This window comes from Lysobacter avium (assembly GCF_015209745.1).
GTDB classification, from domain to species: Bacteria; Pseudomonadota; Gammaproteobacteria; order Xanthomonadales; family Xanthomonadaceae; genus Novilysobacter; species Novilysobacter avium.
This window is the reverse complement of record NZ_CP063657.1, coordinates 2,611,754-2,638,195: the sequence shown is the minus strand read 5'-3', so window position 1 is coordinate 2,638,195 and position 26,442 is coordinate 2,611,754. Positions and strand designations below refer to the sequence as shown.

General features: G+C 67.1%; 25 protein-coding genes. 20 read left to right on the top strand and 5 right to left on the bottom strand.

Going from position 1 to position 26,442, the window contains the following annotated elements:
- The first annotated feature begins 56 nt into the window (after positions 1 to 56).
- The 12 genes from INQ42_RS11810 (at position 57) to INQ42_RS11755 (ending at position 11,777) form a co-directional block, all read left to right on the top strand.
- Positions 57 to 407: a hypothetical protein gene (locus INQ42_RS11810; protein WP_194034445.1), complete on the top strand. Its 351-nt coding sequence runs from the start codon at positions 57 to 59 to the stop codon at positions 405 to 407.
- 88 nt (positions 408 to 495) lie between these two features.
- Complete coding sequence (locus INQ42_RS11805; protein ID WP_194034444.1) at positions 496 to 2,610, top strand: prolyl oligopeptidase family serine peptidase; 2,115 nt, start codon at positions 496 to 498, stop codon at positions 2,608 to 2,610.
- 175 nt (positions 2,611 to 2,785) lie between these two features.
- The gene (locus INQ42_RS11800) at positions 2,786 to 4,978 is read left to right on the top strand and encodes a S9 family peptidase (RefSeq protein ID WP_194034443.1); all 2,193 of its coding nucleotides are present in this window, start codon (positions 2,786 to 2,788) and stop codon (positions 4,976 to 4,978) included.
- Between the two features lie 5 nt (positions 4,979 to 4,983).
- Positions 4,984 to 5,373, top strand: a complete 390-nt coding sequence (locus INQ42_RS11795; RefSeq protein WP_194034442.1) for a YbaN family protein — start codon at positions 4,984 to 4,986, stop codon at positions 5,371 to 5,373.
- Between the two features lie 40 nt (positions 5,374 to 5,413).
- On the top strand, positions 5,414 to 5,626 hold the full coding sequence (gene lptM / locus INQ42_RS11790) for an LPS translocon maturation chaperone LptM (protein ID WP_194034441.1): 213 nt from the start codon (positions 5,414 to 5,416) through the stop codon (positions 5,624 to 5,626).
- Positions 5,619 to 6,485 (top strand): diaminopimelate epimerase, encoded by an 867-nt coding sequence (gene dapF / locus INQ42_RS11785; protein WP_194034440.1) that lies wholly within the window; start codon positions 5,619 to 5,621, stop codon positions 6,483 to 6,485. The genes lptM and dapF overlap by 8 nt, the downstream gene beginning before the upstream one ends.
- Positions 6,482 to 7,156, top strand: coding sequence for a DUF484 family protein (locus tag INQ42_RS11780; protein WP_194034439.1), 675 nt, complete (start codon positions 6,482 to 6,484; stop codon positions 7,154 to 7,156). Before dapF ends, INQ42_RS11780 begins: the two co-directional genes overlap by 4 nt.
- Complete coding sequence (xerC, locus tag INQ42_RS11775) at positions 7,146 to 8,078, top strand: tyrosine recombinase XerC (protein ID WP_194034438.1); 933 nt, start codon at positions 7,146 to 7,148, stop codon at positions 8,076 to 8,078. Before INQ42_RS11780 ends, xerC begins: the two co-directional genes overlap by 11 nt.
- Positions 8,079 to 8,590: 512 nt before the next feature.
- Entirely contained in the window at positions 8,591 to 9,142 is a 552-nt protein-coding gene (gene hslV, locus INQ42_RS11770) for an ATP-dependent protease subunit HslV (RefSeq protein WP_194034437.1), read from the top strand.
- Between the two features lie 2 nt (positions 9,143 to 9,144).
- On the top strand, positions 9,145 to 10,527 hold the full coding sequence (hslU, locus tag INQ42_RS11765) for an ATP-dependent protease ATPase subunit HslU (RefSeq protein ID WP_228064366.1): 1,383 nt from the start codon (positions 9,145 to 9,147) through the stop codon (positions 10,525 to 10,527).
- 204 nt (positions 10,528 to 10,731) lie between these two features.
- A complete protein-coding gene (locus tag INQ42_RS11760) occupies positions 10,732 to 11,238 on the top strand; it encodes an RNA polymerase sigma factor (RefSeq protein WP_194034436.1) in 507 nt (168 codons plus the stop codon).
- On the top strand, positions 11,235 to 11,777 hold the full coding sequence (locus INQ42_RS11755) for a hypothetical protein (protein ID WP_194034435.1): 543 nt from the start codon (positions 11,235 to 11,237) through the stop codon (positions 11,775 to 11,777). The genes INQ42_RS11760 and INQ42_RS11755 overlap by 4 nt, the downstream gene beginning before the upstream one ends.
- A 3-nt stretch (positions 11,778 to 11,780) precedes the next feature.
- Here INQ42_RS11755 and fabR read toward each other — a convergent pair whose 3' ends face one another.
- The 3 genes from fabR to INQ42_RS11740 all read right to left on the bottom strand — a co-directional run bounded on the left by fabR (position 11,781) and on the right by INQ42_RS11740 (position 14,295).
- The gene (gene fabR / locus INQ42_RS11750; protein WP_194034434.1) at positions 11,781 to 12,455 is read right to left on the bottom strand and encodes an HTH-type transcriptional repressor FabR; all 675 of its coding nucleotides are present in this window, start codon (positions 12,453 to 12,455) and stop codon (positions 11,781 to 11,783) included.
- Positions 12,421 to 12,822, bottom strand: a complete 402-nt coding sequence (locus tag INQ42_RS11745) for a GFA family protein (RefSeq protein ID WP_194034433.1) — start codon at positions 12,820 to 12,822, stop codon at positions 12,421 to 12,423. Before INQ42_RS11745 ends, fabR begins: the two co-directional genes overlap by 35 nt.
- A 1,020-nt stretch (positions 12,823 to 13,842) precedes the next feature.
- Positions 13,843 to 14,295: a nucleoside deaminase gene (locus INQ42_RS11740; RefSeq protein ID WP_194034432.1), complete on the bottom strand. Its 453-nt coding sequence runs from the start codon at positions 14,293 to 14,295 to the stop codon at positions 13,843 to 13,845.
- Between the two features lie 100 nt (positions 14,296 to 14,395).
- Here INQ42_RS11740 and ubiE point away from each other — a divergent pair, with 100 nt between their 5' ends.
- The 3 genes from ubiE to INQ42_RS11725 all read left to right on the top strand — a co-directional run bounded on the left by ubiE (position 14,396) and on the right by INQ42_RS11725 (position 18,491).
- Positions 14,396 to 15,235 (top strand): bifunctional demethylmenaquinone methyltransferase/2-methoxy-6-polyprenyl-1,4-benzoquinol methylase UbiE, encoded by an 840-nt coding sequence (ubiE, locus tag INQ42_RS11735; protein ID WP_194034431.1) that lies wholly within the window; start codon positions 14,396 to 14,398, stop codon positions 15,233 to 15,235.
- Between the two features lie 72 nt (positions 15,236 to 15,307).
- The gene (locus INQ42_RS11730; protein WP_194034430.1) at positions 15,308 to 17,257 is read left to right on the top strand and encodes a M1 family metallopeptidase; all 1,950 of its coding nucleotides are present in this window, start codon (positions 15,308 to 15,310) and stop codon (positions 17,255 to 17,257) included.
- Positions 17,258 to 17,783: 526 nt separating this feature from the next.
- Entirely contained in the window at positions 17,784 to 18,491 is a 708-nt protein-coding gene (locus INQ42_RS11725; protein ID WP_194035883.1) for a hypothetical protein, read from the top strand.
- Between the two features lie 58 nt (positions 18,492 to 18,549).
- Here INQ42_RS11725 and INQ42_RS11720 read toward each other — a convergent pair whose 3' ends face one another.
- Positions 18,550 to 19,341 carry a hypothetical protein gene (locus INQ42_RS11720; protein ID WP_194034429.1) on the bottom strand — a complete coding sequence of 264 codons (792 nt, stop codon included), beginning with the start codon at positions 19,339 to 19,341 and terminating at the stop codon, positions 18,550 to 18,552.
- A 17-nt stretch (positions 19,342 to 19,358) separates the two neighbouring features.
- Positions 19,359 to 20,291 (bottom strand): carbohydrate kinase family protein, encoded by a 933-nt coding sequence (locus INQ42_RS11715; RefSeq protein ID WP_194034428.1) that lies wholly within the window; start codon positions 20,289 to 20,291, stop codon positions 19,359 to 19,361.
- Between the two features lie 310 nt (positions 20,292 to 20,601).
- Between INQ42_RS11715 and INQ42_RS11710 the strand changes: the two genes are divergently transcribed.
- The 5 genes from INQ42_RS11710 (at position 20,602) to rodA (ending at position 26,394) form a co-directional block, all read left to right on the top strand.
- Complete coding sequence (locus INQ42_RS11710) at positions 20,602 to 21,648, top strand: rod shape-determining protein (protein WP_043957283.1); 1,047 nt, start codon at positions 20,602 to 20,604, stop codon at positions 21,646 to 21,648.
- Between the two features lie 179 nt (positions 21,649 to 21,827).
- On the top strand, positions 21,828 to 22,790 hold the full coding sequence (gene mreC / locus INQ42_RS11705) for a rod shape-determining protein MreC (RefSeq protein ID WP_343224910.1): 963 nt from the start codon (positions 21,828 to 21,830) through the stop codon (positions 22,788 to 22,790).
- Complete coding sequence (gene mreD, locus INQ42_RS11700; RefSeq protein ID WP_193984803.1) at positions 22,787 to 23,272, top strand: rod shape-determining protein MreD; 486 nt, start codon at positions 22,787 to 22,789, stop codon at positions 23,270 to 23,272. Before mreC ends, mreD begins: the two co-directional genes overlap by 4 nt.
- A gap of 3 nt (positions 23,273 to 23,275) precedes the next feature.
- On the top strand, positions 23,276 to 25,285 hold the full coding sequence (gene mrdA, locus INQ42_RS11695) for a penicillin-binding protein 2 (RefSeq protein ID WP_194034426.1): 2,010 nt from the start codon (positions 23,276 to 23,278) through the stop codon (positions 25,283 to 25,285).
- A complete protein-coding gene (gene rodA / locus INQ42_RS11690) occupies positions 25,282 to 26,394 on the top strand; it encodes a rod shape-determining protein RodA (RefSeq protein WP_194034425.1) in 1,113 nt (370 codons plus the stop codon). Before mrdA ends, rodA begins: the two co-directional genes overlap by 4 nt.
- Positions 26,395 to 26,442 lie beyond the last annotated feature (48 nt).

Sequence of the window (26,442 nt, the reverse complement as noted above, 5' to 3'; positions counted from 1 at the left end):
AGCCCTTGAGATGGTCCGGCGCAATCCTCGGCGCATCGCCACCGAGGAGCTCTGCCATGACCGATCCCGCCAACCGCCCGCTGCCCGCCCATCGCCTGGCGCCACGCCTGCATGCGGCCCTGTGCCATGCCCTGGCGGTCGGCATAACGCTGCTGATCGTGCTGCCCGCCGCGCGCGGCTCGCACGAGCTGATCGGCTGGCTGCCGCTGTGGCTGCTCGGCATGCCCTTGAGCGCCCTTGCCGTGCTGCACTGGCTCGCGCGTCGGCAGGCCGCCGCTCCGGCGCTGCGTCGCGGAGCCCGGGCCGGTACGCAGGCGTGGCCCGCAGCCCATCTCCGCGCTTCAGCCACGCTGCCGCTGCGTCCGGCGCGCGGCGGCGCGCGCCGGCGCATCGCCGAGGCCGCATAACTGGCGCCACCGGCCGGGGGGGAAGTGGGGCTGTGCTAACTTTCCATGGTTGTCTCACCCTGTCCCCAATTTGCACACCGGAGCGCCCATGTCGCAGCTGCTGAAGGCCCGTCGGGCCGCCATCCTTGTTGCCGGCCTCGCAGTGGCGATGGGCAGCGCCCACGCCCAGGAGGCCCCCGTGTCCGACCCGTACCAATGGCTGGAAGACGTCGAAGCGCCCAAGGCGCTGGAGTGGGTCAAGGCCCGCAATGCCGCGGCCGAGGCCGAACTGGCCGACACGCCCGCCTTCAAGCAGCTGGAGTCGCAAATCCTGGCGATCCTCGATTCGGACGCCAAGATTCCCTACGTCGAGAAGATCGGCGACTACTACTACAACTTCTGGAAGGACGCGCAGCACCAGCGCGGCCTCTGGCGTCGCACCTCGCTGGCCGAGTTCCGCAAGGACAAGCCGCAGTGGCAGACGGTGATCGACCTGGATGCGCTGAACAAGGCTGAGGGCGAGAACTGGGTCTGGCACGGCGCCGACTGCCTGAAGCCCGAGTACCAGCGCTGCCTGGTCGCCCTGTCGCGTGGTGGCGCCGATGCCGACGTCACCCGCGAGTTCGACCTGGGCGCGATGGGCTGGGTCACGGACGGTTTCTTCCGTGACGAGGCCAAGGGCGGCCTGGGCTGGATCGACCGCGACAGCGTCTACCTGTTCACCGATTTCGGTCCCGGCACGATGACCGAGTCGGGCTACCCGCGCATCGTCAAGCAATGGCAGCGCGGTACGCCGATGGACAGCGCGACGCTGGTTTACGAGGGCAAGCCCGACGACATGTACATCGCCGCCGGTCGCGACCACACGCCGGGCTACGAGCGCGACTTCGTCACCCGCACCCTGGCGTTCTACAACGACGAGCTCTACCTGCGCGGCGCCGACGGCAAGCTGACCAAGATCGATGCGCCCAACTCGGCGATGAAGTCCGTGCACAAGGACTGGATGGTCCTGGAACTGCGCGAGCCGTATGAAGCCGGCGGCAGGACCTGGCCGGCAGGCAGCCTGATCGCGATCAACTTCGACGACTTCATGGCCGGCAAGCGCGATTTCACCAACCTGTTCGTGCCGACGGAAACGTCATCGCTCGCAAGCTCGACCTGGACCGCCAACCACCTCGTGCTGAACGTGCTGGAGGACGTCAAGAACCGGCTCAGCGTGCTGACCCCGCCCAAGGAGGCGGGCGGCGAATGGAAGCGCAGTGCTTTTGTTGACCAGCCCAAAGGCACGGTCAGCGTCGCCGCGGTGGACGCCGACAACAACGACGATCTGTGGGTGATGGCGTCCGACTACCTCAACCCGCAGTCGCTGTCGCTGGCAACCATCGGCCAGGCGCCGGAAGTGCTGAAGACCATGCCGACGTTCTTCGACGCCTCCAACGAGGTGGTCGAGCAGCATTTCGCCACCAGCAAGGACGGCACCCGCGTGCCTTACTTCCTGGTCCATCCCAAGGGCATGCCGCTGGATGGCAGTACACCGACCCTGCTGTACGGCTACGGCGGTTTCGAGATCTCGCTGACGCCGGGGTATTCCGGCGCGGTCGGCAAGGGCTGGCTGGAGAAGGGCGGCGCGTACGCGGTGGCCAACATCCGCGGCGGCGGCGAGTACGGTCCGCGCTGGCACCAGGCCGCGCTGAAGGCCAACCGGCACAAGGCGTACGAGGATTTCGCCGCGGTGGCCAAGGATCTGGTCGCCCGCAAGGTGACATCTCCCAAGCACCTGGGCATCCAGGGCGGCAGCAACGGCGGCCTGCTCACCGGCAACATGCTGACCCAGTACCCGGAGCTGTTTGGCGCGGTGGTGATCCAGGTGCCGCTGCTGGACATGCAGCGCTACCACAAGCTGCTGGCCGGCGCGTCGTGGATGGCCGAGTACGGCGACCCGGACAAGCCGGAGGAGTGGGAGTTCATCAAGACCTTCTCTCCCTACCACCTGTTCGACGCCGACAAGGACTACCCGCCTACCCTGTTCACCACCTCCACCCGCGATGACCGCGTCCACCCGGGCCATGCCCGCAAGATGATGGCCAAAATGATGGAGGCCGGAAAGGATGTGCGCTACTACGAGAACATCGAGGGCGGCCACGGCGGTTCGGCCAACAACCAGCAGGCCGCGCACATGAGCGCGCTGGCCTACACCTTCCTGTGGAACCAGCTGGCCGATTGATGCGCGCCCGGGTGGCAGGTGAGACGCCACCGGATTCAGAGAGGCCGGGTCTGTCGCCCGGCCTCTTTTCATGGAATTTCGGGTCCCAGGGACCACCTTTTGTCCGCCTGCGGGCACGCTGTCCGCCGACCTCCAGTTGCTTCGCCGTTGCGCTTTCTCCCGGGAGCCCCCATCCATGAAGCCCGCCTTGCTGCTTGCCGTCCTGATGACCGCCGCCACGCCGGCCCTCGCCACGAGTTCTTCCATGTCTGTCGATTCCGCACCGTCCCCCGCCGCGCGCATCACCCCGCCCGATGTCGAGAAACGCCCGCACGTGGTTACAGCCCCGCACGGTGCAACGCGGCAGGACGAGTACTACTGGCTGCGCGACGACACCCGCAAGGACCCGGCGATGCTGGCCTATCTGGAAGCGGAGAACGCCTACGTGGACACCGTGATGGCGCCGCTGAAGGGGCTTGAGGACACGCTGTACGAGGAAATCGTGGGCCGCATCAAGCAGGACGACAGCTCTGTGCCCTACCGCGAGCGCGGCTGGTGGTACTACACGCGCTTCGAGACCGGCCAGGATTACCCGATCCATGCGCGCCGCAAGGGTTCCATGGAGGCCGACGAGCAGGTCCTGCTGGACGTCAATGCGATGGCCGCCGGCAAGGAGTATTTCAGCGTCGGCGACTACCAGGTCAGCCAGGACAACCGCCTTCTGGCCTGGGCCGATGACGCCGTAGGCCGGCGCCAGTACGTGATCCGCTTCAAGGACCTGGACACCGGCAGGATCCTCGACGATGCCATCCCAGGCGTGTCAGCCAACGTGGTCTGGGCCGACGACAACCGCACGGTCTTCTACGTCGAGAACGACCCGGAGACCCTGCTCACCGTGCGCGTCAGGAAGCACGTGCTCGGCACTCCGGTCGCCGATGACGTGCTGGTCTACGAGGAGCACGACGACAGCTTCTACATGGGCATCGGTCGCACCCGCGATGACCGGTACATCTGCATCGGTGTGGAAAGCACCGTGTCCAGTGAGAGCCGCTGTGCGCTGGCCGCCGACCCGGGCACGTTCACCGTGCTGGCCCCGCGCGAGCGCGACGTGGAATACAGCGCCGACCACCACGACGGTCGCTGGGTCATCCGCACCAACGCACCCGGCGCGGACGGCAGGCCGGCCGACAACTTCAAGCTGATGACCGCGCCCAGCGACGCGACCTCGCGCGCGCAGTGGCAGGAGTGGATCGGCGTCGACGAGGACGTGTTCATCGACGGCTTCGAGCTGTTTGACGGCTTCACCGCGGTGGCCGAGCGCTCCGGCGGGCTGGAGCGGCTGCGCCTGATCCGCGGCGACGTCGGCCAGGTCGACCCGGCCTCCGAATACGTCAAGGCCGACGAGAGCGCCTACTCGATGGGCCTGTCGACCAATTCTGAGCCCGACACCGACTGGCTGCGCTACAGCTACACCTCGTTGACCACGCCGGACACCACCTACGAGCTCAACACCCGCACCGGCGAGCGCCGCCAGCTCAAGCAGCAGCCGGTGATCGGCTACGACCCCGCGCTCTACACCACCGAGCGGCTGTGGGCGAGCGCGCGCGACGGCAGCAAGGTGCCGGTCTCGGTGGTCTATCGCAAGGGCTTCAAGAAGGACGGCACCGCCGCGTTGCTGCAGTACGCCTACGGCAGCTACGGCTATTCGATGGACCCGGCCTTCAACCTGCCGGTTGTCAGCCTGCTCGATCGCGGCATGGTCTACGCGATCGCCCACGTCCGCGGCGGCCAGGAGATGGGCCGCAAGTGGTATGACGCCGGCAAGCTGGAGCACAAGCAGAACACCTTCAACGACTTCATCGACGTCACCCGGTTCCTGGTCGGGCAGGGCTACGCCGCAAAGGATCGTGTGGCGGCCTACGGTGGCAGCGCGGGCGGTTTGCTGATGGGCGCGATTTCCAACCAGGCGCCCCACGACTACCGCGTGATCCTCTCCCAGGTGCCGTTCGTGGACGTGGTCACCACCATGCTGGATGCCAGCATCCCGCTGACCACCAACGAGTACGACCAGTGGGGAAATCCGGAGGACAAGGCGTTCTACGACGTGATGCTGGCGTATTCGCCGTACGACAACCTGGTCGCGCAGGACTACCCGGCGATGTTCATCGGCACCGGCCTGTGGGACTCGCAGGTCCAGTACTGGGAGCCGGCCAAGTACGTCGCCCGCTTGCGTGACCTCGACACCAGCAGCGCGCCGATCCTGTTCCGCACCAACATGGACGCCGGCCACGGCGGCAAGTCCGGCCGTTTCCGGCGTTATCGCGAGCTGGCCGAGATGTACGCGTTCATGCTCGACCAGTTGGCGGTCGGGACAGCCGCTTCCCGGTAGCCGCCATGCCGATGGGGCGCGACCCGCATGGGCCCGTGCGCTGGGCCTGGTTGTTGCTCGCGTACGTGAGCCTGGGACTGGCTGCGGCAGGCGTGGTCCTGCCGCTGCTGCCCACGGTGCCTTTCGTGCTGCTGGCCGCGTACGCAGCCGCGCGGGGCTCCAAACAGCTGCACCAGCGGTTGCTGACCCATCGTGTGTTCGGCCCGATGATCCGTGACTGGCAACGTCACGGTGCGGTCTCGCGGCGCGCCAAGTGGCTTGCCAGCGCGTCGATGTTGCTGGCCGCTGCCATCGCGTTCCTGACGGCTCCGCACCTGTGGATCGCCGCCATCGCCACGGCCACCATGGCCGTCATCGCGTGCTGGCTGTGGCTGCGGCCCGAGCCGGAGCGCTGAGCGGTATCGCCTTGCCCGCTGGCGCCGTTACACTGCGGCGATGAACGCACGACTCCCGATTCGCCTGCTCGCCCTCGTCATTGCCCTGCCGCTGGCGGTTGCCGGTTGCGGCAACACCGGCCCCTTGGTCCTCCCCCAGGCCGCTCCTGCCGATACCCCGGTCGATGACGACGCCACGACCGACGATACGATCGAAGAACTCGGTGCCGACCCGATCCCCGAGGTGGGCGGTGACGACGACGGGAATGACTGAAGCAGCGCGGACCGGATCCAGTTCCGCCCTGCCTTTCAGCAAGATGCACGGCGCCGGCAACGACTTCGTCGTGCTGGACCTGCGCGGTGACCGCCACGCACCCGAACCGGATCTGTGCCGCGCCATCGCCCATCGCCACCACGGCGTGGGCTGCGACCAGATCCTGACCATCGAGGCGCCGCGCACCGCGGCCGCCATCGCCAGCTACCGCATCTGGAACGCGGACGGCTCGACCTCGCAGCAATGCGGCAACGGCGCCCGTTGCGTCGCCGCCTGGCTGGTGCGCGACGGCAGCGCACCGGCGTCAGGCGACTTCCAGCTCGACAGCCCGATCGGTGCCCACACGGTGCACAGCCTCCAGGATGGCCGCTACCGCGTCGACATGGGCGTGCCGGAGTTCGAGCCGGCACGCATTCCCATGGAAGGCTTCGACGCTCCGCGCGATCCCTACGTGCTGCCGGTGCGCGGCAGCATCATGCCGGTGGGCGCGGTATCGATGGGCAATCCGCATGCGCTGATCGAGGTTGAGGACATCGACGCCGCTGACATGGAGATGGCCGGTCCTGGATTGCAGGACCACCCGGCGTTTCCCGAATCGGTCAATGTCGGCTTCGCCCAGATCCTTGGCCGCGACCGCATCCGCCTGCGCGTGTACGAGCGCGGCGTCGGTGAAACCCTGGCCTGCGGCAGCGGCGCGTGCGCGGCCGTCGCCATCCTCGCCCGTCGCGGCCTGGTCGATCGCGACGTGCAGGTCTCCCTGCCCGGCGGCGACCTGCAGATCAGCTGGCCCGCCGACGACCAGCCGGTGGTAATGACCGGCGCGGCCGAATTCGTATTTGAAGGAGAATGGAACGCATGAGCGAGACCACCGAAACCCTGGGTGCGCACGAGGTCGCCGCCTGGCTGCGCCGCCATCCAACCTTCCTGCAGCAGTTCCCCGACCTGTCGGTCAGCCTGGTGGTCCCGCGCGAGGAGGGCTCGGCCGCCTCGCTGGCCAGCTACCAGCTGGAGGTGCTGCGCGACAAGAATCGGGAACTGTCCAAGCGCCTGCGCGAGCTGTTCGCCAACGCCGAGGAAAACGAGCGGCTGGCGGTGCGGACCCATCAGCTGGCCTTGGCCCTGATGCGCCAGGACACCGCGGCCGACACCGTGCGCGCAATGGCGGCGACGCTGGCGGAGGACTTCAACGGCGACCTGGTGCAACTGGTCCTGTTCGAGCCCATCGACGGTCTGGACGAGAACGAGTGGCTGCAGGTGGTCAAGCGCGACGACGCGCGCCTGCAGCCGTTCCGCGATTGCCTGGCCGACGGCGAGCCCCTATGCGGCCGCCTGCAGCCGGAAAAGCACGCGCTGCTCTACGGCGACAACGCCGACCAGGTGCAGTCGACCGCATTGCTGCCGCTGCCCGCGCTGGGCCTGGTAGCGGTGGGCAGCCGCGATCCCAACCGGTTCTTTCCGGGCATGGGCACGCTGTTCCTGCAGATGATGGGCGAGGCGCTGGAAACAGCGCTGGCGAGGTATGCCCGCTGATTCCGGTGCTCCGGCGGCTGCGCCGGCTGCGCCGCTTGATCCCGCGGTCGCCCAGTTCCTGGACCATCTGCAGGTTGAACGTGCAGTCTCCGCGCATACGCTGGATGCCTACCGCCGCGACCTGACCGCGCTGGCGCAGTGGGCCGCCGGGCAGGCACTCGACCTGGTCGGGCTGGAGGCCGACTCCCTGCGCAGCTTTATCGCCGACCAACACCGCCGCGGACTCGCGCCCAAGAGCCTGCAGCGCCGCTTGTCCGCCTGCCGCAGCTTCTACGCGTGGCTCCTGCGCCACGGCCGCATCACCGCCAGCCCCGCCGCCGCCATCCGCGCCCCGCGCGCGCCGCGGAAGCTGCCGCAGGTCCTGGACGCCGACGAGGTCAAAGTGCTGGTCGAGATCCCCACCGACGCGCCGCTCGGCCTGCGCGACCGCGCCCTGCTGGAGCTGTTCTATTCCTCCGGCCTGCGCCTGTCGGAGCTGTGCGCCCTGCATTGGCGCGACCTGGAACTCGACGACGGCTTGGTGACCGTGCTCGGCAAGGGCAGCCGCCAACGCAGCGTGCCGCTGGGGTCCTACGCCCGCGCCGCCTTGGCCGAGTGGCGCGGCTCGACCGGCGCCGGCAATGACAGCCCGGTCTTCCCCGGCCGCAACGGCCCGATTACCCCGCGCGCGGTGCAATACCGGCTACGCCAACTGGCCCAGCGCCAGGGCCTGACCAAAGCCGTCCACCCGCACCTGCTCCGCCACAGCTTCGCCAGCCACATCCTGGAGTCCTCCGGCGACCTGCGCGGCGTGCAGGAGCTGCTTGGCCACGCGGACATCGCCACCACGCAGATCTACACCCACCTCGACTTCCAGCACCTGGCGACGGTGTACGACGCGGCTCACCCTCGTGCCAAACGGAGACCGCCTTCGAAAGATTGAGGGGGTTGGGTTTAAAGCACGAGCGGGCGGGGCGCGGGACCCGGTTCAAGTCGCTCCACGATATTCGCTTGGTTGAACCGGATCCCGCGCCCCGCCCAACGGTTTACGCCGTGACTTGGGGGCGAGCGGCCTTGCTTCCTGCGTTCGCGTTCACTCGCGTCTGGCTTTGGCAGGCGCCGATGACCGCGGGTTGTTGGAGTGCGCCGCATCCTAGGTAATCGCATTGCACATCGCATCTTGCCTCGTCGCAAAACGTGGGTTGTGAGTCGTCGAGCACGTGGCGCTATTTGTCACCGAAGAGATACACGCTTGCGCGCCGTGCTCTTGCTTGCCCCACCAGATCACCGTGGCCTCCGAGAGCGGCTGCCGGGTGCCGTTTCCACAAAGCGAATTTCGTGGAGCGACTGGAAACGGTACCCGGCAGCCGCCCCCGCGCATCCCCACCATTCAGCCCGCAGCGCTTGAACAGCGCCGCGCGACCCCCATCCATGAGGTTCGACCACGGAGCCCACATGGATCCCAGCCAGAACCCCACCGTCTTCCACGCCACCACCATTGTCTCGGTGCGCCGCAACGGCCGCGTCGCCATCGCCGGTGACGGCCAGGTCACCCTGGGCAACACGGTGATGAAGTCCAACGCCCGCAAGATCCGCCGCCTCGGCCGCGACGAGCAGGTCATCGCCGGGTTCGCCGGCGCCGCCGCCGATGCGTTCACCCTGTTTGAAGTCTTCGAAGCGAAGCTCGAGAAACACGGCCAGCTGACCCGCGCCGCCGTCGAGATGGCCAAGGACTGGCGCACCGAGCGCCGCTTCGGGAAGCTCGAGGCGCTGCTCGCGGTGGCCGACAAGGAAACCTCCCTGATCATCAGCGGTACCGGCGACGTCATCGAGCCCGACGACGGCATCATCGCCATCGGCTCGGGCGGCATGTACGCCCTGTCCGCCGCCCGCGCGCTGTACGCCCACACCGAACTGGACGCCCGCACCATCGCCACCGAGGCGATCAACATCGCCGGCGACGTGTGCATCTACACCAACCGCAACGTCGTGGTTGAGGAGCTGTAAGCATGAAGTTCAACCACACCAGCGCGACGATGACGCCGCGCGAGATCGTACAGTCGCTCGATACCCACATCATCGGCCAGCAGGACGCCAAGCGCGCCGTGGCCATCGCGCTGCGCAACCGCTGGCGTCGCAGCATGCTCGCCGACGACCTGCGCAACGAGGTCATGCCCAAGAACATCCTGATGATCGGCCCGACCGGCGTGGGCAAGACCGAGATCGCGCGGCGCCTGGCGACCCTGGCCAACGCGCCGTTCGTGAAGGTCGAGGCGACGCGCTTCACCGAGGTCGGCTACGTGGGCAAGGACGTGGAGCAGATCATCCGCGACCTGGCCGATACCGCGGTCAAGCTGTATCGCGAGCAGGCCAAGCAGAAGGTCCGCACCGAGGCCGAAGAGCGCGCCGAGGACCGCATCCTCGATGCGCTCCTGCCCAGGCGCACCAAGGGGCTGGGCGGCGGTATCGGTTTCGATCCCAAGGCGGCGGCCGAGGAGCCGTCGGCGCAGGAGTCCGAGACACGCATCAAGCTGCGTCGCCAGCTGCGCGCCGGCGAGCTGGACGAGCGCCAGATCGATATCGAGACCGCGGTCAACGTCAGCGGCGTGGACATCATGGCGCCGCCGGGCATGGAGGAGATGGGCCAGCAGCTGCGGCAGATGTTCTCCCAGCTGGGCAGCAGCAAGACCAACACCAAGACCATGACCATCAAGACCGCGCGCCCACTGCTGATCGAAGAGGAGGCCGGCAAGCTCGTCAACGAGGACGAGGTCCGCGAAGCCGCGATCGAGGCCTGCGAGCAACACGGCATCGTGTTCCTGGACGAGATCGACAAGGTTGCCAAGCGCGGAGAGAATGTGGGTGGCGGCGATGTCAGCCGCGAAGGCGTGCAGCGCGACCTGCTGCCGCTGGTGGAAGGCTCGACCGTCAGCACCAAATACGGCTCGGTGAAGACCGACCACATCCTCTTCATCGCCTCGGGCGCGTTCCACATGGCCAAGCCATCGGACCTGATCCCGGAACTGCAGGGCCGCTTCCCGATCCGGGTCGAGCTGTCGGCGCTGACCAAGGGCGACTTCATCCGCATCCTGACCGAGCCCAAGGCGGCCCTGACCGTCCAGTACATCGAGCTGATGAAGACCGAAGGCGTCAGCCTGGCGTTTACCGACGATGCCATCGAGCGCATCGCCGAGATCGCCGCGCTGGTCAACGAACGCCAGGAAAACATCGGTGCCCGCCGCCTGCACACCGTGCTGGAGCGCCTGCTGGATACCCTCAGCTACGAGGCGCCGGATCGCGACGGCCAGGCGATCACCATCGACCGCAACTACGTCGATGCCAACCTCGGCGAGCTGGTGAAGGATCCGGATCTGAGCCGCTACATCCTCTAAATCGCTGGACCGAAAGCCCGCCAACCGGCGGGCTTTTTCCTGGGGAGACGCGCACGTTCACGAGTTGATGGCGCGTTCGCGCGTGGGCTCCCGCGACGGACTTGTCAGGTTTCCTGCGACGCCCACGTCTAACAAGGCTATGTGGATGCAAACGAGGCGTGCATGGAGCTCGCAAACAGCGGCGCACGGGCAGGGCGCGACAGAATGAGTCGGGCCCGGCCGGTGACCGATATCGATGCGGTGCTGCGCGAGCACGGCGCGATGCTGTTCCGCATCGCCTCGGGTTACACACGCACCAACGCGGCGCGCGATGACCTTGCCCAGGAGATGTCGGTGGCGGTGTGGAAGGCGCTTCCCGCCTTCCGTGGCGACGGCCCGCTGAAGGCCTTCGTCGCGCGTACCGCGCAGTTCGCTGCGCTGGATCACGTGCGCAAGCGCTCCAACCGCTTCGACGGGGACGCCATCGACGACAGCTTTGAGAGCCACGACCCGCGTCCCGACGAGCACGCCGGCCAATCGCAGCGCCGCCAGCACTTGCTGCAGGCAGTGCGCAACCTGCCGGTCGGCCAGCGCGAGTGCGTGCTGCTGGTGCTGGAGGGCTTCAGCAATCGCGAGATCGCCGAGATCCTCGGCATGCCCGGCAACACCGTCGATCAACGCCTGTCGCGGGCGCGACAGCATCTGCGCACGCTTCTGGAGGCCGCGAAATGAGCAATCAGGAATGGGACGCGCTCGCCGCGCAATGGGACTCGATGAGCGTGGGCGATCCGGCAGTCCTGCAGCAACGGCTGCGTCGCCATGCGCGCCGCACGCACCTTGGGCTGATTGGCGAGCTGGGTGCGTTCGCGCTTGCCCTGGCGATGATCGGGTGGGCGTGGGTGGATGATCCCGGCATGCGCCGCTGGCTGGTGGTCGCCGGCGTGCTGTTGGTCGCTTGCCAGGGGATCTACCTCGTGCTGCGTCGGCGCTATCGCCTGTTCGGCTCGCCCGAGCGCGGACTGGTGGGGTTGATCGACGCCGAGATTGGCCGCGCCCGCTTCATCCTGGCGACGCACTGGGCCGGCGTGCCCATCGCGCTGGTGATGGTCGCCTTTGCGTGGGTGCTGATTCCGAGCATCCATCTTGAGAAGGTGCAGAGCGGCACCGTGCTGGCAGGCGCCTTGTATCTGCCCTATCTGGGCGTGCGCACCTGGCAGATGCTGCGAAGGATCCGCAGCCTTCGCCGCGAGCGCGCCGAGCTGTTGCGCTGACCGTTATCTGCCCGCCAGGTTCGTCGCCTGGGCACCATTGACGATCATCCGCACCATGGTGGTGAGCTCGTCGATCTGCTGCGGGTAGCGCTCCGGCGGCAGGTCCATCGCGCTGCCACCGACGGCAAACACCAGCCGCGTGATTGCCCGGGCCACCAGGGCCGGCTCGTGCATCGGCACACGGTTGAGCTTGGATAGCCGGATCAGGTCCACCCGCAGCTCTTCCTCGAAGAAGCGCAACTGCCGGTCGACTGCCTCCTTGTACGCATCCGAGCCCACCAGGCCCTCGCGTAGCAAGAGGTGCAGCAGCTTGTCGTCCGCCCGCAGTTGCTCGAAGAACGCCTCCACCGAACTGCGCACCACGCCGCCGTTGGGATCTGCACGGTTGCGCGCCCGCCCGATGATGGCGCGCAAGGACGTGCCCGCACGCTCGATCAGCACCACGGCCAGCTCGTCGATGTCGCGGAAATGCCGGTAGAAACTGTTAGGCGCGATCTTCGCCTCGCGCGCCACCTCGCGCAGGCCGAGCGTGGAGACGCTGCGGTTGGGCCCGAGGATCGCCAGCGCCGCCTCGATCAGGTCTTCACGCGTGATCGGTCGGCGACGGGCGTCGCCGGCGGGGGCGGTCGGGAGCGGGATTTCGCTAGTCAAATCGGTCTGCCGGATGGTGGACACCATCTTCGGTCTCCACGCCGGGCAGATCAAACGGGTTGATGCCCTCCAGGCAGCCGACGTTGTAGCCGTACTGCGTTGGATCGGACCGGCGCTGGTGATGCGTGTAGATGCCGCAGGTCCGGCAGAAGTAGTGCTTCGCCGTATGGGTGTTGAACTGGTAGAGCGTCAGCTGCTCCGATCCCTGCGTGACACGCAACCCGTCCAAGGCAACCGAGGCAACGATCGCGCCCTTGCGCCTGCAGACGGAGCAGTCGCAGCGACGGGGATCGACGATACCGTGTGCGAGGTCGAGCTCCAGCTCGACCGCGCCGCAATGGCAGGACGCCCGGTGGTTGGGTTGGACCGCGACGCCGCCTACCCGTTTGATCATCGGAAATGTCCGCGGGGGGAGAGAGCAATTCTACGTTCGATAGATAGCGGCAGCCGCTGCACGCCCTTGCGGGCAACTATGAACCCCACTCGCCGAGCACCCGGCGCCGACGTTGAGCAAAAAAAGCCTCGCTGCTGAGGTATCAGGGGTCAGAAGCCGCCGTGGCGCCGGTCCACTGGACGGAAAGAACTACCGTTTCAACTTGAACGAGTTCTTAGGGGCCTGCCGCTAGTCACCGCCGCCTCCGCCATCTCCTCCACCACCGTCAGCACCGTCTGATCCGTCTCCAAAGTCATCGTCTCCGCTCATGTCAAAACTCATCCAGGCATCGTGCGCGAGACCATTAAACACAGCGAGCGAAAGAGCGATGATGCCGACACCCATTAGGCCGCCGTGCGAAAAGGCCAGCCCTAGACCGAGCAAGCATCCCAGTATTCCAAACGCTTTTTGCAACATGGTTACGTTGTCCCTCTAACACCGTAGTTAGGCCGCCCCCCAAGCGAGTTGGCCGGCTGTTGATCGAAACCGGACCATGAATCTGTTTGGAAATGAAACTTCGCGAGCTGGGCCTGAGCGACCAGCTAGACAGCGGCGCTTTCATGGAACCGCTTCAATACGATGCTGAGTAATATGCCAACTAACGCGCCCAATAGCCCAAAAGAGCCAACTCTTCCGGAGATAAAGTAGCCGCTTGCGGCACCCAACGCGTACCCTGCGAGGACGAATTTAGCTTGCCGCCTTTGGCTTGCAACCTTCTCCGCTTGACGGGCTCGCTTCCGACGGGATTCTTCTTTTGCAAGTGGCTCAGGATCGAGTATCGCCTGAGCAATCGCATCAGCTTGCGTCTTATCCATGTCCGCGACCTACTCCCAAAGCTGTGTTCAACACCTGTCAGGCGCCAAATGGGTGCCTATTCCTTGTGTCTATTTCCAGTTACCCGGCGCAATGTGCGGGAGCCCCCTCACCCTAATCAATCCGTCTCAGACAAAGTGCCGTCTGTTTCGGGTAGAAAACGTCCTCTCACTCCCCAATATCCTCATCCCAAACCTCAGGATTAGCCGCAATATAGCGCTGCATCATCTCCATGCAATTCCTATCCGCCAGATCGATGACTTTCGTGCCGTTTTCCCGCAACCAGTCGATCCCGCCGCGGAACGTTTCCGATTCCCCAACCACCACGGTGCCGATATTGAACTGCCGGATCAGGCCGCTGCAGTACCAGCACGGCGCCAGGGTCGTGACCATGATGGTGTCGCGGTAATTGCGCTGGCGTCCGGCCTTGCGAAACGCGTCCGTCTCGCCGTGGCTGGACGGGTCGCCGTCCTGCACGCGGCGGTTGTGGCCGCAGCCCAGCAGGCGGCCGTCGGCGTGGTACAGCGCGGCGCCGATCGGGATGCCGCCTTCGGCCAAGCCCTGGCGCGCTTCGGCGACGGCGGTGGCGAGCAGGGCGGGGTAGTCGGGGGTGCTGATCATCGGTCGGCCGGTAGCGGTGGGTGGAGGGATCGTCGCCGCGCCCACGCGGGATGTCGAGCACGTGAGCGCAACGCCGGCGGGGCGGTGCGATAATCGGCGCATGAACGATCCAAACCCGAATAACGCCTCCGATACCGCCGCCGACACCGTTCGCGCGCCCGATGCGTCCACGGCGCCGCCGGCGCCGCAGGCCGGTCCCGCCGGCACGACCCATTTCGGCTTCCGCGATGTTCCCACCCGAGACAAGCAGAAGCTGGTCGAGGAGGTGTTCTCCTCGGTCGCCGGCAGTTACGACCTGATGAACGACCTCATGTCGATGGGCATCCACCGGATCTGGAAGCGGTTCTTCGTCGCCACCGCGCAGGTCAAGCGCGGCGACCGGGTGCTGGACCTGGCCGGCGGCACCGGCGATATCGCGCTCCTGCTCAAGGACCGCGTCGGCGATACCGGCTCGATCGTGCTGGGCGACATCAACGGCGCGATGCTGCGCGTCGGCCGCGACCGGATGACCGACAAGGGCAAGGTCGCCGGCTTTGAATACGTGCAGATGAATGCCGAGAAGCTGCCGTTCCCGGACGCGAGCTTCGACCTGGTCACCATCGCCTTCGGCCTGCGCAACGTGACCGACAAGGACGCGGCGCTGGCCGAGATGCACCGCGTGCTGAAGGTCGGCGGCCAGGCGCGGGTACTGGAGTTCTCCGAGGTCAAGCCGGAGTGGTTCAAGCCGATCTACGACTTCCACTCCTTCAAGATCCTGCCGCGCCTGGGCCAGCTGTTCGCCAGGGATGCCGACAGCTACCAGTACCTGGCCGAGAGCATCCGCAAGCACCCGCCGCAGGACGAGCTCAAAGCGATGATGGAGCGCGCGGGTTTCGCCCGCTGCAGCTACCGCAACATGTCCGCCGGCATCGTCGCCATCCACACCGGCTACAAGGTGTAGGACGGAAGTCACTTCGCGCCCCGCGCGGGCGCGGCTACACTCGGGGATTGTCCTGCAACCCCGGGCCTGCCCATGCGCTCCTCGATCCTGACCCTGTTTTTTGCCGCCGCCGTGGTACTGGGCGGCTGCTCGCGCGACAACGCGCCGGCCGCGGATACGGCCGCCAAACCCGATGGCGATGTGGCCACCGCCGCACCCGCCGAGTACGACTCGCTGTCCTACGCCGAGCCCGACAAGGTCCGCATCAAGGACCTCGCGCTCGCCCTCAACGTCGACTTCGACGCCAGGGAAATCAGCGGCAGCGCCACCTACGACCTGGACTGGGTCGCCGATGACGCCAACGAACTGGTGCTCGACACCCGCGACCTGACCATCGAGAAGGTGGTCGGTGAGCGCAGCGACGACAAGTGGACCGACCTCAAGTACGAGCTGGCCGATGCCGACAAGCGCCTGGGCAGCAAGCTGACCATCCAGGTGCCCGACCGCAACAAGCGCGTGCGCGTGACCTACCGCACCTCGCCGGACGCATCGGGCCTGCAGTGGCTGACCCCGGCGATGACCGAGGGCGGCAAGCAGCCCTTCATGTTCAGCCAGTCGCAGCAGATCCACGCCCGCTCCTGGGTGCCGCTGCAAGACACGCCGCGCGTGCGCTTCACCTACAGCGCGCACGTGACCAGCCCCAAGGACGTGATGGTGCTGATGAGCGCCGACAACGATCCCAAGGCGGAGCGTGACGGCGACTACACCTTCGCCATGCCGCAGGCGATCCCGTCCTACCTGCTGGCCATCGCCGCCGGCGACCTGGAGTTCAAGCCGATCTCCGATCGCAGCGGCGTGTGGGCCGAGCCGGCCATGGTCGACAAGGCCACCGCCGAGTTCGCCGACACCGAGAAGATGATCGAGGCCACCGAGGCGATGTACGGCCCGTACCGCTGGGGCCGCTACGACATCCTCGTGCTGCCGCCGTCCTTCCCCTACGGCGGCATGGAAAACCCGCGCCTGACCTTCGCCACCCCGACCGTGATCGTGGGCGACAAGTCGCTGGTCTCGCTGATCGCCCACGAGCTGGCGCACAGCTGGGCCGGCAACCTGGTGACCTTCTCCAGCCCGAAAGACCAGTGGATGAACGAGGGCATCACCAGTTACGTCGAGAACCGCATCATCGAGTCGCTGTACGGCAAGGACTTCGCCAACATGGAAGCGGCGATCGCCCAGAACGAGCTGCGCAAGACCATCGGCGACATGGAGCCGCAGGCGCAGGCGCTGGCGATCCGCCCCGACATCCACGTCAAGGCCGGCGACACCCTGACCGAGGTCGCTTACGACAAGGGCGCCTGGTTCATGATGTTCCTGGAGCACCGCTTCGGCCGCGAGGACTTCGACCCGTTCCTGCGCGGCTACTTCGACCATTTCGCGTTCCAGTCGATCCCGACCACGACCTTCATCCAGTACGCCAAGGACAACCTGCTGGCCAAGCACCCCGGCAAAGTCACCGAGGCCGAGCTGGACGAGTGGATCTACGGCCAGGGGATCCCCGAGTCCGCGCCGGTGACCAGGTCGCCGCAGTTCGACGCGGTCGACACCGTGCGCAAGGCCTGGCTGGACGACGGCACCCTGCCGGCCAGCGACGTCACCGCCAAGTGGAGCACGCAGGAGTGGCTGCACTTCCTGGAAGGCATGCCGCAGACGCTGAGCCACGAGCAGCTGGCCGCGCTGGACGCCGCCTACAAGTTCACCGGCACCCCCAACGGCGAGATCGCGATGCGCTGGTACCCGCTGACCGTGCGTAGCGGCTATCCGCAAGCCAATGACGCGATTGCCGCGTTCCTGGAGCGCGTCGGCCGCCGCAAGCTGATCATGCCGACCTACGCCGAGCTGGTGAAGACTCCGGAAGGCCTGGCAATGGCCGAGAAGGTGCTCGCCCAGGCACGTCCCGGCTACCATCCGATCACCACCGGTTCGGTGGATGCCGTCATCGCCGAGGCCAAGGGCGACAAGTCGGTGACCAAGCCGGTCGACTGATCGCTCAGTTGATTGGACGTCTTCTTCGCGGCCGCCTCCGGGCGGTCGCGTTGTATCCGGCTTCCGGCTTTCGTATCCGCGCTCATCTGGATGGATTTCGGGGCGTGATCTGCATGTCTTCCGGGCGAATGTCCCCCGGCCTCCGCCTGCGGCGCAGGCCTCCTCCTTTATTTCGCCCGGAAGGCATACAGACCGCGCCGGAACTGGTGGATTCTCGCTCCTGCAACCACCGCGTTCTCGCAATGACGGGGGTGAATGCCCTTGCGGCGAAATAAAGGAGGAGGCACCGGTTTCATCGGTGCCGGGGGACATTCGCCGCAAGGGCGTTCACCCCCGGCTCTCCCGCCAGAGCCCGACCAAAGACCCCATGGACGCCATGGACCCACACGGCAACGCGGGAAGACCGACTGAAAATCAGGCACGCTTGAGTCCTGAACTGAAAGAGAACCACGCAATGACCTGTAAGCCCTTCGAGCCCGCCGACCACCCACCGCAATCCGGTCCACAACTGACGCGCGGATTGCCGATGCTCGTCGCCCTGACGTGCGCGGTGCTCCTGGGCGGGTGCAAGCCCGAGCCGGATCCCGAGATCGCCCGCGCCGAGCAGGCCGCCGCGCTGGACCGCCAGGCCGAGGCGATGGCGGCCGAGTTCGACGCCCAGTTCGATGCCGGCAAGTGGGACCTGGCCAAGGCGCACGGTGACGTGCTGATCGCCGAATACCCCGACAGCGCGGCCGCCGAACGCATCGCCGGTCGGCACGAGGAGGCGGCGGCAAAAGCCAATGAGATACGCGAGACCCGACGGCTGACCGGGTTATGGACCTACCAGAGCCAGCCGGTCGGCAAGAAGGAGCAGCTGTCGGCGGCGATCTACGCGCGTGAAAACGTCGAAACCGACGGCACTTCAGCCCGGCCGGTGCGATTGATCTTCCGCGACCACCCCGAGTGGGGCCGCAGCAGCTACCTCGTCCTGGAGGCCGGTGACTTCGACTGCTACAAGGGCTGCAAGCTCGCCGTCACCGTCGACGAAGAAAAGCCGCGCTCCATGGCCGGCAGCCGCCCCCACACCGACGATGCGATAGCGATGTTCGTCGAGGACGAGAAGACCCTGTGGAAGCTGGCCAAACAGGCGCGCGTGCTCAGCATCGAGTTCCCGGTCAAAGCTGGCGGCAAACGCACCGCGTCATTCGAGGTCGGCGGGCTCGATCCGGAGCGGATGCCGGGCTGGAACTAACTGCCGGGTCGTCGGAGTTGCGTCGCGCAGTTTGCCTTTGTTGCGACCACCGCGATGCTCATGCCTTGCTGACTCCAATGCTTGCAGTACAAAATGCCTCAAAAGCCGTATTGGGCTGACGGACGGTTCCGTCATCCCCCGCAAATTCGATGACCGACCTGTAGGCGCGCTGGGCCTCCGTCGCTGATTCCCGTTGCGCGTCGTTAAAGTCGTCGGAGATCGTTGCCTTCACGTCGGTTTCGAACGCGTAGCCAGACGTGGACCCGAATCCGGCGTACTCGACGCAGGATTCGGCGAGGGCGCCGAAATACTCTTCTGATTCGCCCTGGAGGGGTCTGCGCTTGTGCGCGACATGGGTCAGCTCGTGCGCCAGGACGCGCACCGCGTATCTCGCATGTCGCTCGCTCCCCGGCGCGTAGCGAAATGACATCGCCACCGTCATGTTGTCCAGTGCGGACGATCGCCATCCCCTCTTCAGCACCCTGGAGCCGGGCCGGTGCAGGGAAACCCGCAGCCGGGATACGTGAATCTCCGGAAGGTAGGCCTCGATCGCAGGCAGCAAGGCCTCAAGCCAGGGCAGCATCTCCCGCGCATCGTTGCCGCAGCCGCCAACCGTGATCCTTTTGGAGCTGGCTTCAGCCAACGGACAACGATCACCTGCGCCGCCGGGCAGTACCGACATGAAGTCGTAGAGCCCCACATTGCCGATCGTCAGCACCCTGACGGCGTGCCCACCGTGATCCGGCACCAGGGCCTCGGCGCGCGCCAGTTGCCGGATTCCACAGCCCGCCAGCGCCAGCGTCACTGCGGCAAGCAGTGCTAACCGCACTGGAAACCGGTCGATTCGCATGCGCCGTCAGCGTGCTGCTACAGCGCGTACCCGAACTGCTGCACAAACTGTTCGGCGAACTCGTCGTAGTCGAAGCGCTGGTTCTGGGTGCCGGGATGCTCGACCTTCAGCGCGCCCATCAGGTTGCCGATGCGGCCGATGGTCGGCCAGTCGTAGCCCTTCTGGATGCCGAAGATCAGCCCGGCGCGAAACGCGTCGCCACAGCCGGTCGGGTCGGTGATGCGGCTCTCGTGCGCGGGGGCGACGTCGAACACCTCGCCGTCGGCGTGGATCATCACGCCCTTGGGGCCGCGGGTTGCGATGTAGGCCTTGACCTTGCTGGCGATGGTCGCCTCGTCCCAGCCGGTGCGCTCCTGCAGCAGGTTGGACTCGTAATCGTTGACGGTCACGTAGTCGGCCTGCTCGATGAAGGCGCGCAGTTCCTCGCCGTTGAACAGCGGCATCGCCTGGCCGGGATCAAAGATGAAGGGAATGCCGGCCTCGGCGAACTCGTTGGCGTTCTGGATCATCCCCTCGTAACCGTCCGGGCTGACGATGCCGATGGTGACGCCGGGTACATCGCGCACGTGGTTTTCGTAGGAGCGCATCATCGCGCCGGGGTGGAAGGCGGTGATCTGGTTGTTGTCGTGGTCGGTGGTGATGAACGCCTGCGGGGTGAACAGCTCGTCGATCACCTTGACGTGGTCGAGGCGGATCTGCTGCTGCTCGAACCACTCGCGGTACGGTCCGAAATCCTGGCCGACGGTCGCCATCGGGATCGGGTCGCCGCCCAGCAATTTGAGGTTGTAGGCGATGTTGCCCGCGCAGCCGCCGAACTCGCGGCGCATTCGCGGCACCAGGAAGGAGACGTTCAGGATGTGCACCTTGTCCGGGAGGATGTGGTTCTTGAACTGGTCAGGGAACACCATGATGGTGTCGTAGGCCAGCGAGCCGCAGATCAGGGCTGACATCGGTAATCGCACTCCGGGGAGCTCCGCCGGCGTGGTCCTGGCGGGAGCGTGGTTTGACGATGGGTGGGGGGGGCGCAGGTCACCGCTTGGTGCGCACCGCATAGAATATCCGCTGGCCGGGGTCGCGGCCAGCCGGGCGCCGTTGCGGCCCCGGTCGCGGACCTTCCGCGCGGGGCATCGGGTCGCCGCCGCGGTGGGCGACCAAAAACGCCCATTAGCGACGGGTTACGCCATTTCTCCTTGCCCGGCAAGGGGGCGGTTGCTAGTCTTGTCGGCCGCTTCCGGCACCCCTCCCACGGCCCAATCGACGATGTTCAAGAAGTTTCGCGGCATGTTTTCCAACGACCTGTCCATCGATCTGGGCACGGCAAACACGTTGATCTACGTCCGCGGCCAGGGAATCGTGCTGAACGAGCCATCGGTGGTCGCGGTGCGCCAGGATCGCGTGGTCGGCGGCAACCGCACCGTCGCGGCGGTCGGCATGGAGGCCAAGCTGATGCTCGGCCGCACGCCGGGCCACATCACCACGATCCGGCCGATGAAGGACGGCGTCATCGCCGACTTCACCTACACCGAGGAAATGCTCAAGCATTTCATCCGCAAGGCGCACAAGTCGCGTTTCCTGCGGCCCAGCCCGCGGGTGCTGGTGTGCGTGCCGTGCGGCTCGACCCAGGTCGAGCGGCGCGCGATCAAGGAATCGGCCGAGGAGGCCGGTGCCCGCGAGGTCTATTTGATCGAGGAGCCGATGGCGGCGGCGATCGGCGCCGGCATGCCGGTCGCCGAGGCGCGCGGTTCGATGGTCGTGGATATCGGCGGCGGCACCACCGAAGTGGCGGTCATCGCGCTCAACGGCATCGTCTATGCCGCGTCAGTGCGTATCGGCGGCGACCGGTTTGACGAGGCGATCATCGCCTACGTCCGCCGCACCTACGGCACCCTGATCGGCGAGGCCACGGCCGAGCGGATCAAGGAAACGCTGGGCTGCGCCTACCAGCAGGAAGAGAACACCAGCATGGAGATCACCGGGCGCAACCTCGCCGAGGGCGTGCCGAAGATGATCACCATCACCGCCAACGAAGTGCTGGAGGCGCTGCACGAGCCGCTGGCCGGCATCGTCACCGCGATCAAGCTGGCCCTGGAGCAGACCCCGCCGGAGCTGGGTGCGGACGTCGCCGAGCGCGGCATCGTGCTGACCGGCGGCGGTGCGTTGCTGGCCGACTTTGACCGGCTGGTGAGCGAGGAGACCGGCGTCCACGTGCAGGTCGCCGAGGACCCGCTGACCTGCGTCGCCCGTGGCGGCGGTCGCGCGCTGGACCTGCTGGACATGCACGGCAACGAGTTTTTCGCTCCCGAGTAATGGCGATGCGGTGACCGTCACGGCGTTGTGCCGCGCCTGATTGCCGCGACACCGAAGCATGCCGCGGCGGGTGGGCCGGCGGCCTGTGCCACCATTGACGGTCCGCCACGCCAGATCAGCCGGTTTCCCTTCCATTGCGCTCCTACGCCAGCCCTTCGACTCCGAACCGTCCAGGCGACGTGTCCGCAACGCTGTGGCTGTCGGCCTACCTGGCGCTGGCGGTGGTGCTGATCGTGCTGGACCACCGTGGCGGCTGGCTGAACCAGGCCCGAGGGCATGCCACCTTGCTGGTGCAGCCGCTGTGGATCGCCGCGGGCTGGCCGGGTCGGGCGATCACCCGCCTGTACGACGACGCCGGCACCCTGAGCCAGCTGGCCGAGGACAATCGCCGCCTGCGCAATGAGCTGCTGGTCAACAGCGCCCGCATGGCCCGGCTGCAGACGCTTGCCTCCGACAACACGCGCCTGCGCGGGCTGCTCGATGCGGCCCACAACAACCAGCTCGACGTGCAGCTGGCGCCGATCCTGGACATCGACCTGGACCCCACGAGGCAACGCCTGGTGCTGGGCGCGGGCAGCAACGAGTCGGTCCGACCGGGCCAGAGCGTGATCGACGCCGGCGGCCTGCTGGGCCAGATCATCGACGTGCAGCCGGCGGTGTCCACCGTGCTGCTGGTCACCGACGCGGCCCACGCGGTGCCGGTGGCGATCGAGCGCAACGGCGTTCGCCTGGTGGCCTACGGCGAGGGACGCAGCGACATGCTGCGCCTGCACAGCATCCCCCTGTCCAGCGACGTCAAGGTCGGTGACCGCCTGCTGACCTCCGGGCTTGGCGGGCGCTTCGTCGCCGGCTTCCCGGTGGGGACGATCGTGTCGTTGCAGCCCGATGACAGCCGCGCGTTCCTGATCGGCGAGGTGATGCCGGCAGCGCAGCTGGACCGTGGCCGCGACGTCCTCCTGCTGCGCGGCGGTCCGGACGAGCGATCGGCAGCGGCCGGAAGCGATTCGCTGGACGGCGATGCGGAAGAAGCGCCGGACGCTGCTCCTGGCGCCGCGCACGGCACCGCGGACGCTGCACAGAAGGCCGCCCCGGACGCGCTGCCCGTACCGGCGACCGCCCCCGCCTCCGGTGACCGGCGATGACCCGCCGCTACCAGCCGTGGCTGCTGCCGGCCAGCATCGTCGCCGCCCTTTTGCTGGGGCTGTTGCCGCTGCCGCTGCTGTTGCAGGGCCTGCGCCCGTACTGGCTGGCCCTGGTGGTCGCCTACTGGGTGATCGAGGATCCCGAGCGCGTGGGGCTGGGATTCGCATTCCTTGCCGGCGTGCTGGCCGACATCACCTTCGGCGGCCTGCTCGGCGAGCAGGCACTGCGGCTGGTGGTGATGACCTTCATCATCCAGCGATTCCGCGCGCGCCTGCGCTTCTTTCCGCTGTGGCAGCAGGCGCTGGCGATCGGCGGCCTGCTGTTGAATGACCGCATCGTGGTCGCCGCGGTACACGTGGCCCTCGGCATTCCCTCGCTGCCGGCGATGTTCTGGCTGGCCCCGCTGACCGGGATGGCGCTGTGGCCGCCGGTGTTCCTGCTGCTGGACGCGCTGCGTCTGGGCAGCTGGCGCAGGAGCTGAGCGATGCGCCCGATCCGGCGCCGCCCACGGCGCGTGCTCAAGGACGCCGCGGCCGAAGTCCGCCACTTTCGCACCCGCGTGATCATTGCTTTTATCGGCGTGACCCTGGTGCTGTCGGGACTGGCGCTGGGCTACTACCGCCTGCAGGTCTGGCATCACGACGAGTACGCGACGCGTGCGGAGCAGAACCGGATCAAGCTGCGCCCGGTGGTGCCCGGTCGCGGCCTGATCTACGACCGCAAGGGCCGCATCCTGGCCGACAACGTGCCCGCGTTCCGCCTGGAGGTCACCCCGCGCGAAGCCGGTGACCCGGAAGACTGGCTGCCCGGACTGGCCGGCATCATCGACCTGTCCGAGCAGGAGATCGACGACTTCCTGGCCGCGCGCAAGGTCACCCGCAGCTACAAGCCGATCATCCTCAAGCTGCGGGTGAAGCCCGACGAACTGGCGCGGCTGGCCGTGGACCGGTGGAAGTACCCCGGCGTGGAGGTGGTCTCCTACCTGCAGCGGCGCTACCTGCACGGCGAGCTGTTCGCTCACGTGATCGGCTACGTCGGCCGCATCGATGAGGCCGACCTGGCCGAGATGGGCGAGGCCGGCAGCGTCTTCAGCCACACCGGCAAGACCGGGCTGGAGCGCTCCTATGAGGAAGCGCTGCGCGGCAAGCTGGGTTACGAGAAGGTCGAGACCAACGTCGACGGCCGGCCGATGCGGATCGTCGGCCGGGTGCCGGCGGTGCCCGGCGCGGACCTGCGCCTGTCGGTGGACCTGGATCTGCAGCGGGCGATGGTGGCCGCGTTTGGCGATGCCGACGGCTCGGCGATCGCGGTGGACACCAAAACCGGCCAGGTGCTGGCGATGGTCAGCCTGCCCTCGTATGACACCAACCTGTTCGTCAACGGCATCTCCCACGCCGACTACAACGGCCTGATCAACAATCCCTCGCGCCCGCTGTTCAACCGCAATGTGCTCGGCGGCGGCCCGCCGGGTTCGACGATCAAGCCAGTCATGGCGCTGGCCGGGCTCGACAGCGGATTGCGCACGCCGTCCGACCGCATCCTCTCCACCGGCGAGTTCCGCATCCCCGGTCAGGCGCGTGGCTACCGCGATGCCTCCGGCGGCGGCCACGGCTGGACCGACCTGCGCGATTCGATCTCCCGCTCGGTCAACACCTACTACTACAAGCTCGCCCTGGACATGGGCATCGACCGGCTCTCCGAGTACATGCATCTCTATGGGTTCGGCGAGAAGAGCGGCATCGACCTGCTGGGCGAGAACGCCGGCGTGGTGCCCTCGCGCGAGTACAAGCGCACCATCAGCAGGGAGTCCTGGTATCCGGGCGAGACGGTGATCTCCGGGATCGGGCAGGGCTACTGGATCGCCACCGCCTTGCAGATCGCCCGCTCCACCGCGGCGGTCGCCAACGGCGGTGACCTGCACGAGCTGCGCCTGCTGCAGTCGCGCCGCGACGGCTACGAGTCGCCGTGGCAGGACCTGCCGCCCACGCCCAGCCACCGCATCACCGACAAGCCGGCCAACCTGCGCGCGGTGCAGGAGGGCATGATCGCCACGGTCAACGGACCAGGCGGCACCGCCCGTCGCATGGCGGTTGGCGCGTCGTACACGATGGCGGGCAAGACCGGTACCGCCCAGCGCTCCAGCCGCAAGGGCAACGTCAGCCTCAACCCGCACACGCTGCCTTACCACCTGCGCCATACCGCGCTGTTCACCGGCTACGCGCCGGCCGAGGATCCCCAGATCGCGGTCGCCGTAGTGGTGGAGCATGGCGGTTACGGCGGCAGCGCGGCCGCGCCCATCGCCCGCACGATTTTCGACGCCTGGTTGCTGGGCAAGATGCCCGAGGGCATGGAGCCGACCGACGACGCGGTGACCGACCCGCTGGAGGCCGCGGTGGAGATGGCGCAGGACGCGGTGGATGCCGAAGCCGCGACCGAAACGGGCGCGGACGCCGGCGAAGCCGCGGCTGACTCCACTACGGACCCGGCGCAATGAGGACCATCCTGCGCTGGCTGCTGGACATGGCCGCGCGATTCACCCGCACCCTGGACCTGCTGTTGCTGGCGGCCCTGCTGGCGCTGATGGGCATTGGCCTGGCCGTGCTCTACAGCGCCGGCGGCAAGTCCGAGGCGCTGGTGATGGCGCAGGCCTCGCGCTTCGTCATCGGCCTGGGAGTGATGTGGCTGCTATCGCGGGTATCGCCGCTGCAACTGCGCAACTGGACGCCGCTGGCCTACGCCGCGACGATCGTGCCGCTGCTGATCGTCCTGTTCATTGGCCAGGGCCGCCACGGCGGGCACTGGATCAACCTGGGGGTGTTCTACTTCCAGCCGGCCGAGGTGCTCAAGCTGAGCCTGCCGATGATGGTCGCCTGGCAACTCAACCGCGCGCCGTTGCCGCCGTCCTTCCGCGCCACCGTGGTCGCGATGGTCCTGATCGCGCTGCCGACCGGACTGGTCCTGCTGCAACCGGACCTGGGCACGGCCTTGCTGGTCGGCATCAGCGGCGCGTTCGTGCTCTACCTGGCCGGGCTGTCGTGGTGGTGGTTCGTCGCCGCGGCGGGGAGCATTGCCGTGGCCGCGCCGGCGGCGTGGTTCTGGATGTTCAGGCCCTACCAGAAGGACCGCATCCTGATGTTCCTGGATCCCGAGCGCGACCCGCTGGGCGCCGGCTGGAACATCATCCAGTCCAAGATTGCCATCGGCGGAGGCGGCCTGACCGGCAAGGGCTGGGGCGATGGCAGCCAGTCGCACCTGAACTACATTCCCGAGCACACCACCGACTTCATCTTCGCCGTCCTCAGCGAGGAGTTCGGCTGGATCGGCGTGGCAATCACGCTGGGCCTTTACCTGTTCGTGGTCGGGCGCTGCCTGTGGGTATCGGCGCAGGCGCGGGACGGGTATTCGCGGCTGCTGACTGGCGCGCTCGGGCTGGCGTTCTTCGTCTACGTGGTGGTCAACGGCGGCATGGTCGCCGGCATGTTGCCGGTGGTCGGGGTACCGATGCCGCTGCTCAGCTACGGCGGCACCTCGGCGGTGTCGCTGCTGGCCGGGATGGGCGTGGTCATGGCGGTGCGCGCCCATCGCCCGGTCCATGGCCATTGAAAACGGCGGTCCGGATGCATCGACAACACACGCTGACTGGGCGTCATT

What these genes read in the sequence shown, in the direction of transcription:
- INQ42_RS11810 (WP_194034445.1), top strand. Translation starts at nt 57, where the DNA reads ATGACCGATCCCGCCAACCGCCCGCTGCCCGCCCATCGCCTGGCGCCA.
- INQ42_RS11805 (WP_194034444.1), top strand. Translation starts at nt 496, where the DNA reads ATGTCGCAGCTGCTGAAGGCCCGTCGGGCCGCCATCCTTGTTGCCGGC.
- INQ42_RS11800 (WP_194034443.1), top strand. Translation starts at nt 2,786, where the DNA reads ATGAAGCCCGCCTTGCTGCTTGCCGTCCTGATGACCGCCGCCACGCCG.
- INQ42_RS11795 (WP_194034442.1), top strand. Translation starts at nt 4,984, where the DNA reads ATGCCGATGGGGCGCGACCCGCATGGGCCCGTGCGCTGGGCCTGGTTG.
- lptM (WP_194034441.1), top strand. Translation starts at nt 5,414, where the DNA reads ATGAACGCACGACTCCCGATTCGCCTGCTCGCCCTCGTCATTGCCCTG.
- dapF (WP_194034440.1), top strand. Translation starts at nt 5,619, where the DNA reads ATGACTGAAGCAGCGCGGACCGGATCCAGTTCCGCCCTGCCTTTCAGC.
- INQ42_RS11780 (WP_194034439.1), top strand. Translation starts at nt 6,482, where the DNA reads ATGAGCGAGACCACCGAAACCCTGGGTGCGCACGAGGTCGCCGCCTGG.
- xerC (WP_194034438.1), top strand. Translation starts at nt 7,146, where the DNA reads ATGCCCGCTGATTCCGGTGCTCCGGCGGCTGCGCCGGCTGCGCCGCTT.
- hslV (WP_194034437.1), top strand. Translation starts at nt 8,591, where the DNA reads ATGGATCCCAGCCAGAACCCCACCGTCTTCCACGCCACCACCATTGTC.
- hslU (WP_228064366.1), top strand. Translation starts at nt 9,145, where the DNA reads ATGAAGTTCAACCACACCAGCGCGACGATGACGCCGCGCGAGATCGTA.
- INQ42_RS11760 (WP_194034436.1), top strand. Translation starts at nt 10,732, where the DNA reads ATGAGTCGGGCCCGGCCGGTGACCGATATCGATGCGGTGCTGCGCGAG.
- INQ42_RS11755 (WP_194034435.1), top strand. Translation starts at nt 11,235, where the DNA reads ATGAGCAATCAGGAATGGGACGCGCTCGCCGCGCAATGGGACTCGATG.
- fabR (WP_194034434.1), bottom strand. Translation starts at nt 12,455, where the DNA reads ATGGTGTCCACCATCCGGCAGACCGATTTGACTAGCGAAATCCCGCTC.
- INQ42_RS11745 (WP_194034433.1), bottom strand. Translation starts at nt 12,822, where the DNA reads ATGATCAAACGGGTAGGCGGCGTCGCGGTCCAACCCAACCACCGGGCG.
- INQ42_RS11740 (WP_194034432.1), bottom strand. Translation starts at nt 14,295, where the DNA reads ATGATCAGCACCCCCGACTACCCCGCCCTGCTCGCCACCGCCGTCGCC.
- ubiE (WP_194034431.1), top strand. Translation starts at nt 14,396, where the DNA reads ATGAACGATCCAAACCCGAATAACGCCTCCGATACCGCCGCCGACACC.
- INQ42_RS11730 (WP_194034430.1), top strand. Translation starts at nt 15,308, where the DNA reads ATGCGCTCCTCGATCCTGACCCTGTTTTTTGCCGCCGCCGTGGTACTG.
- INQ42_RS11725 (WP_194035883.1), top strand. Translation starts at nt 17,784, where the DNA reads ATGCTCGTCGCCCTGACGTGCGCGGTGCTCCTGGGCGGGTGCAAGCCC.
- INQ42_RS11720 (WP_194034429.1), bottom strand. Translation starts at nt 19,341, where the DNA reads ATGCGAATCGACCGGTTTCCAGTGCGGTTAGCACTGCTTGCCGCAGTG.
- INQ42_RS11715 (WP_194034428.1), bottom strand. Translation starts at nt 20,291, where the DNA reads ATGTCAGCCCTGATCTGCGGCTCGCTGGCCTACGACACCATCATGGTG.
- INQ42_RS11710 (WP_043957283.1), top strand. Translation starts at nt 20,602, where the DNA reads ATGTTCAAGAAGTTTCGCGGCATGTTTTCCAACGACCTGTCCATCGAT.
- mreD (WP_193984803.1), top strand. Translation starts at nt 22,787, where the DNA reads ATGACCCGCCGCTACCAGCCGTGGCTGCTGCCGGCCAGCATCGTCGCC.
- mrdA (WP_194034426.1), top strand. Translation starts at nt 23,276, where the DNA reads ATGCGCCCGATCCGGCGCCGCCCACGGCGCGTGCTCAAGGACGCCGCG.
- rodA (WP_194034425.1), top strand. Translation starts at nt 25,282, where the DNA reads ATGAGGACCATCCTGCGCTGGCTGCTGGACATGGCCGCGCGATTCACC.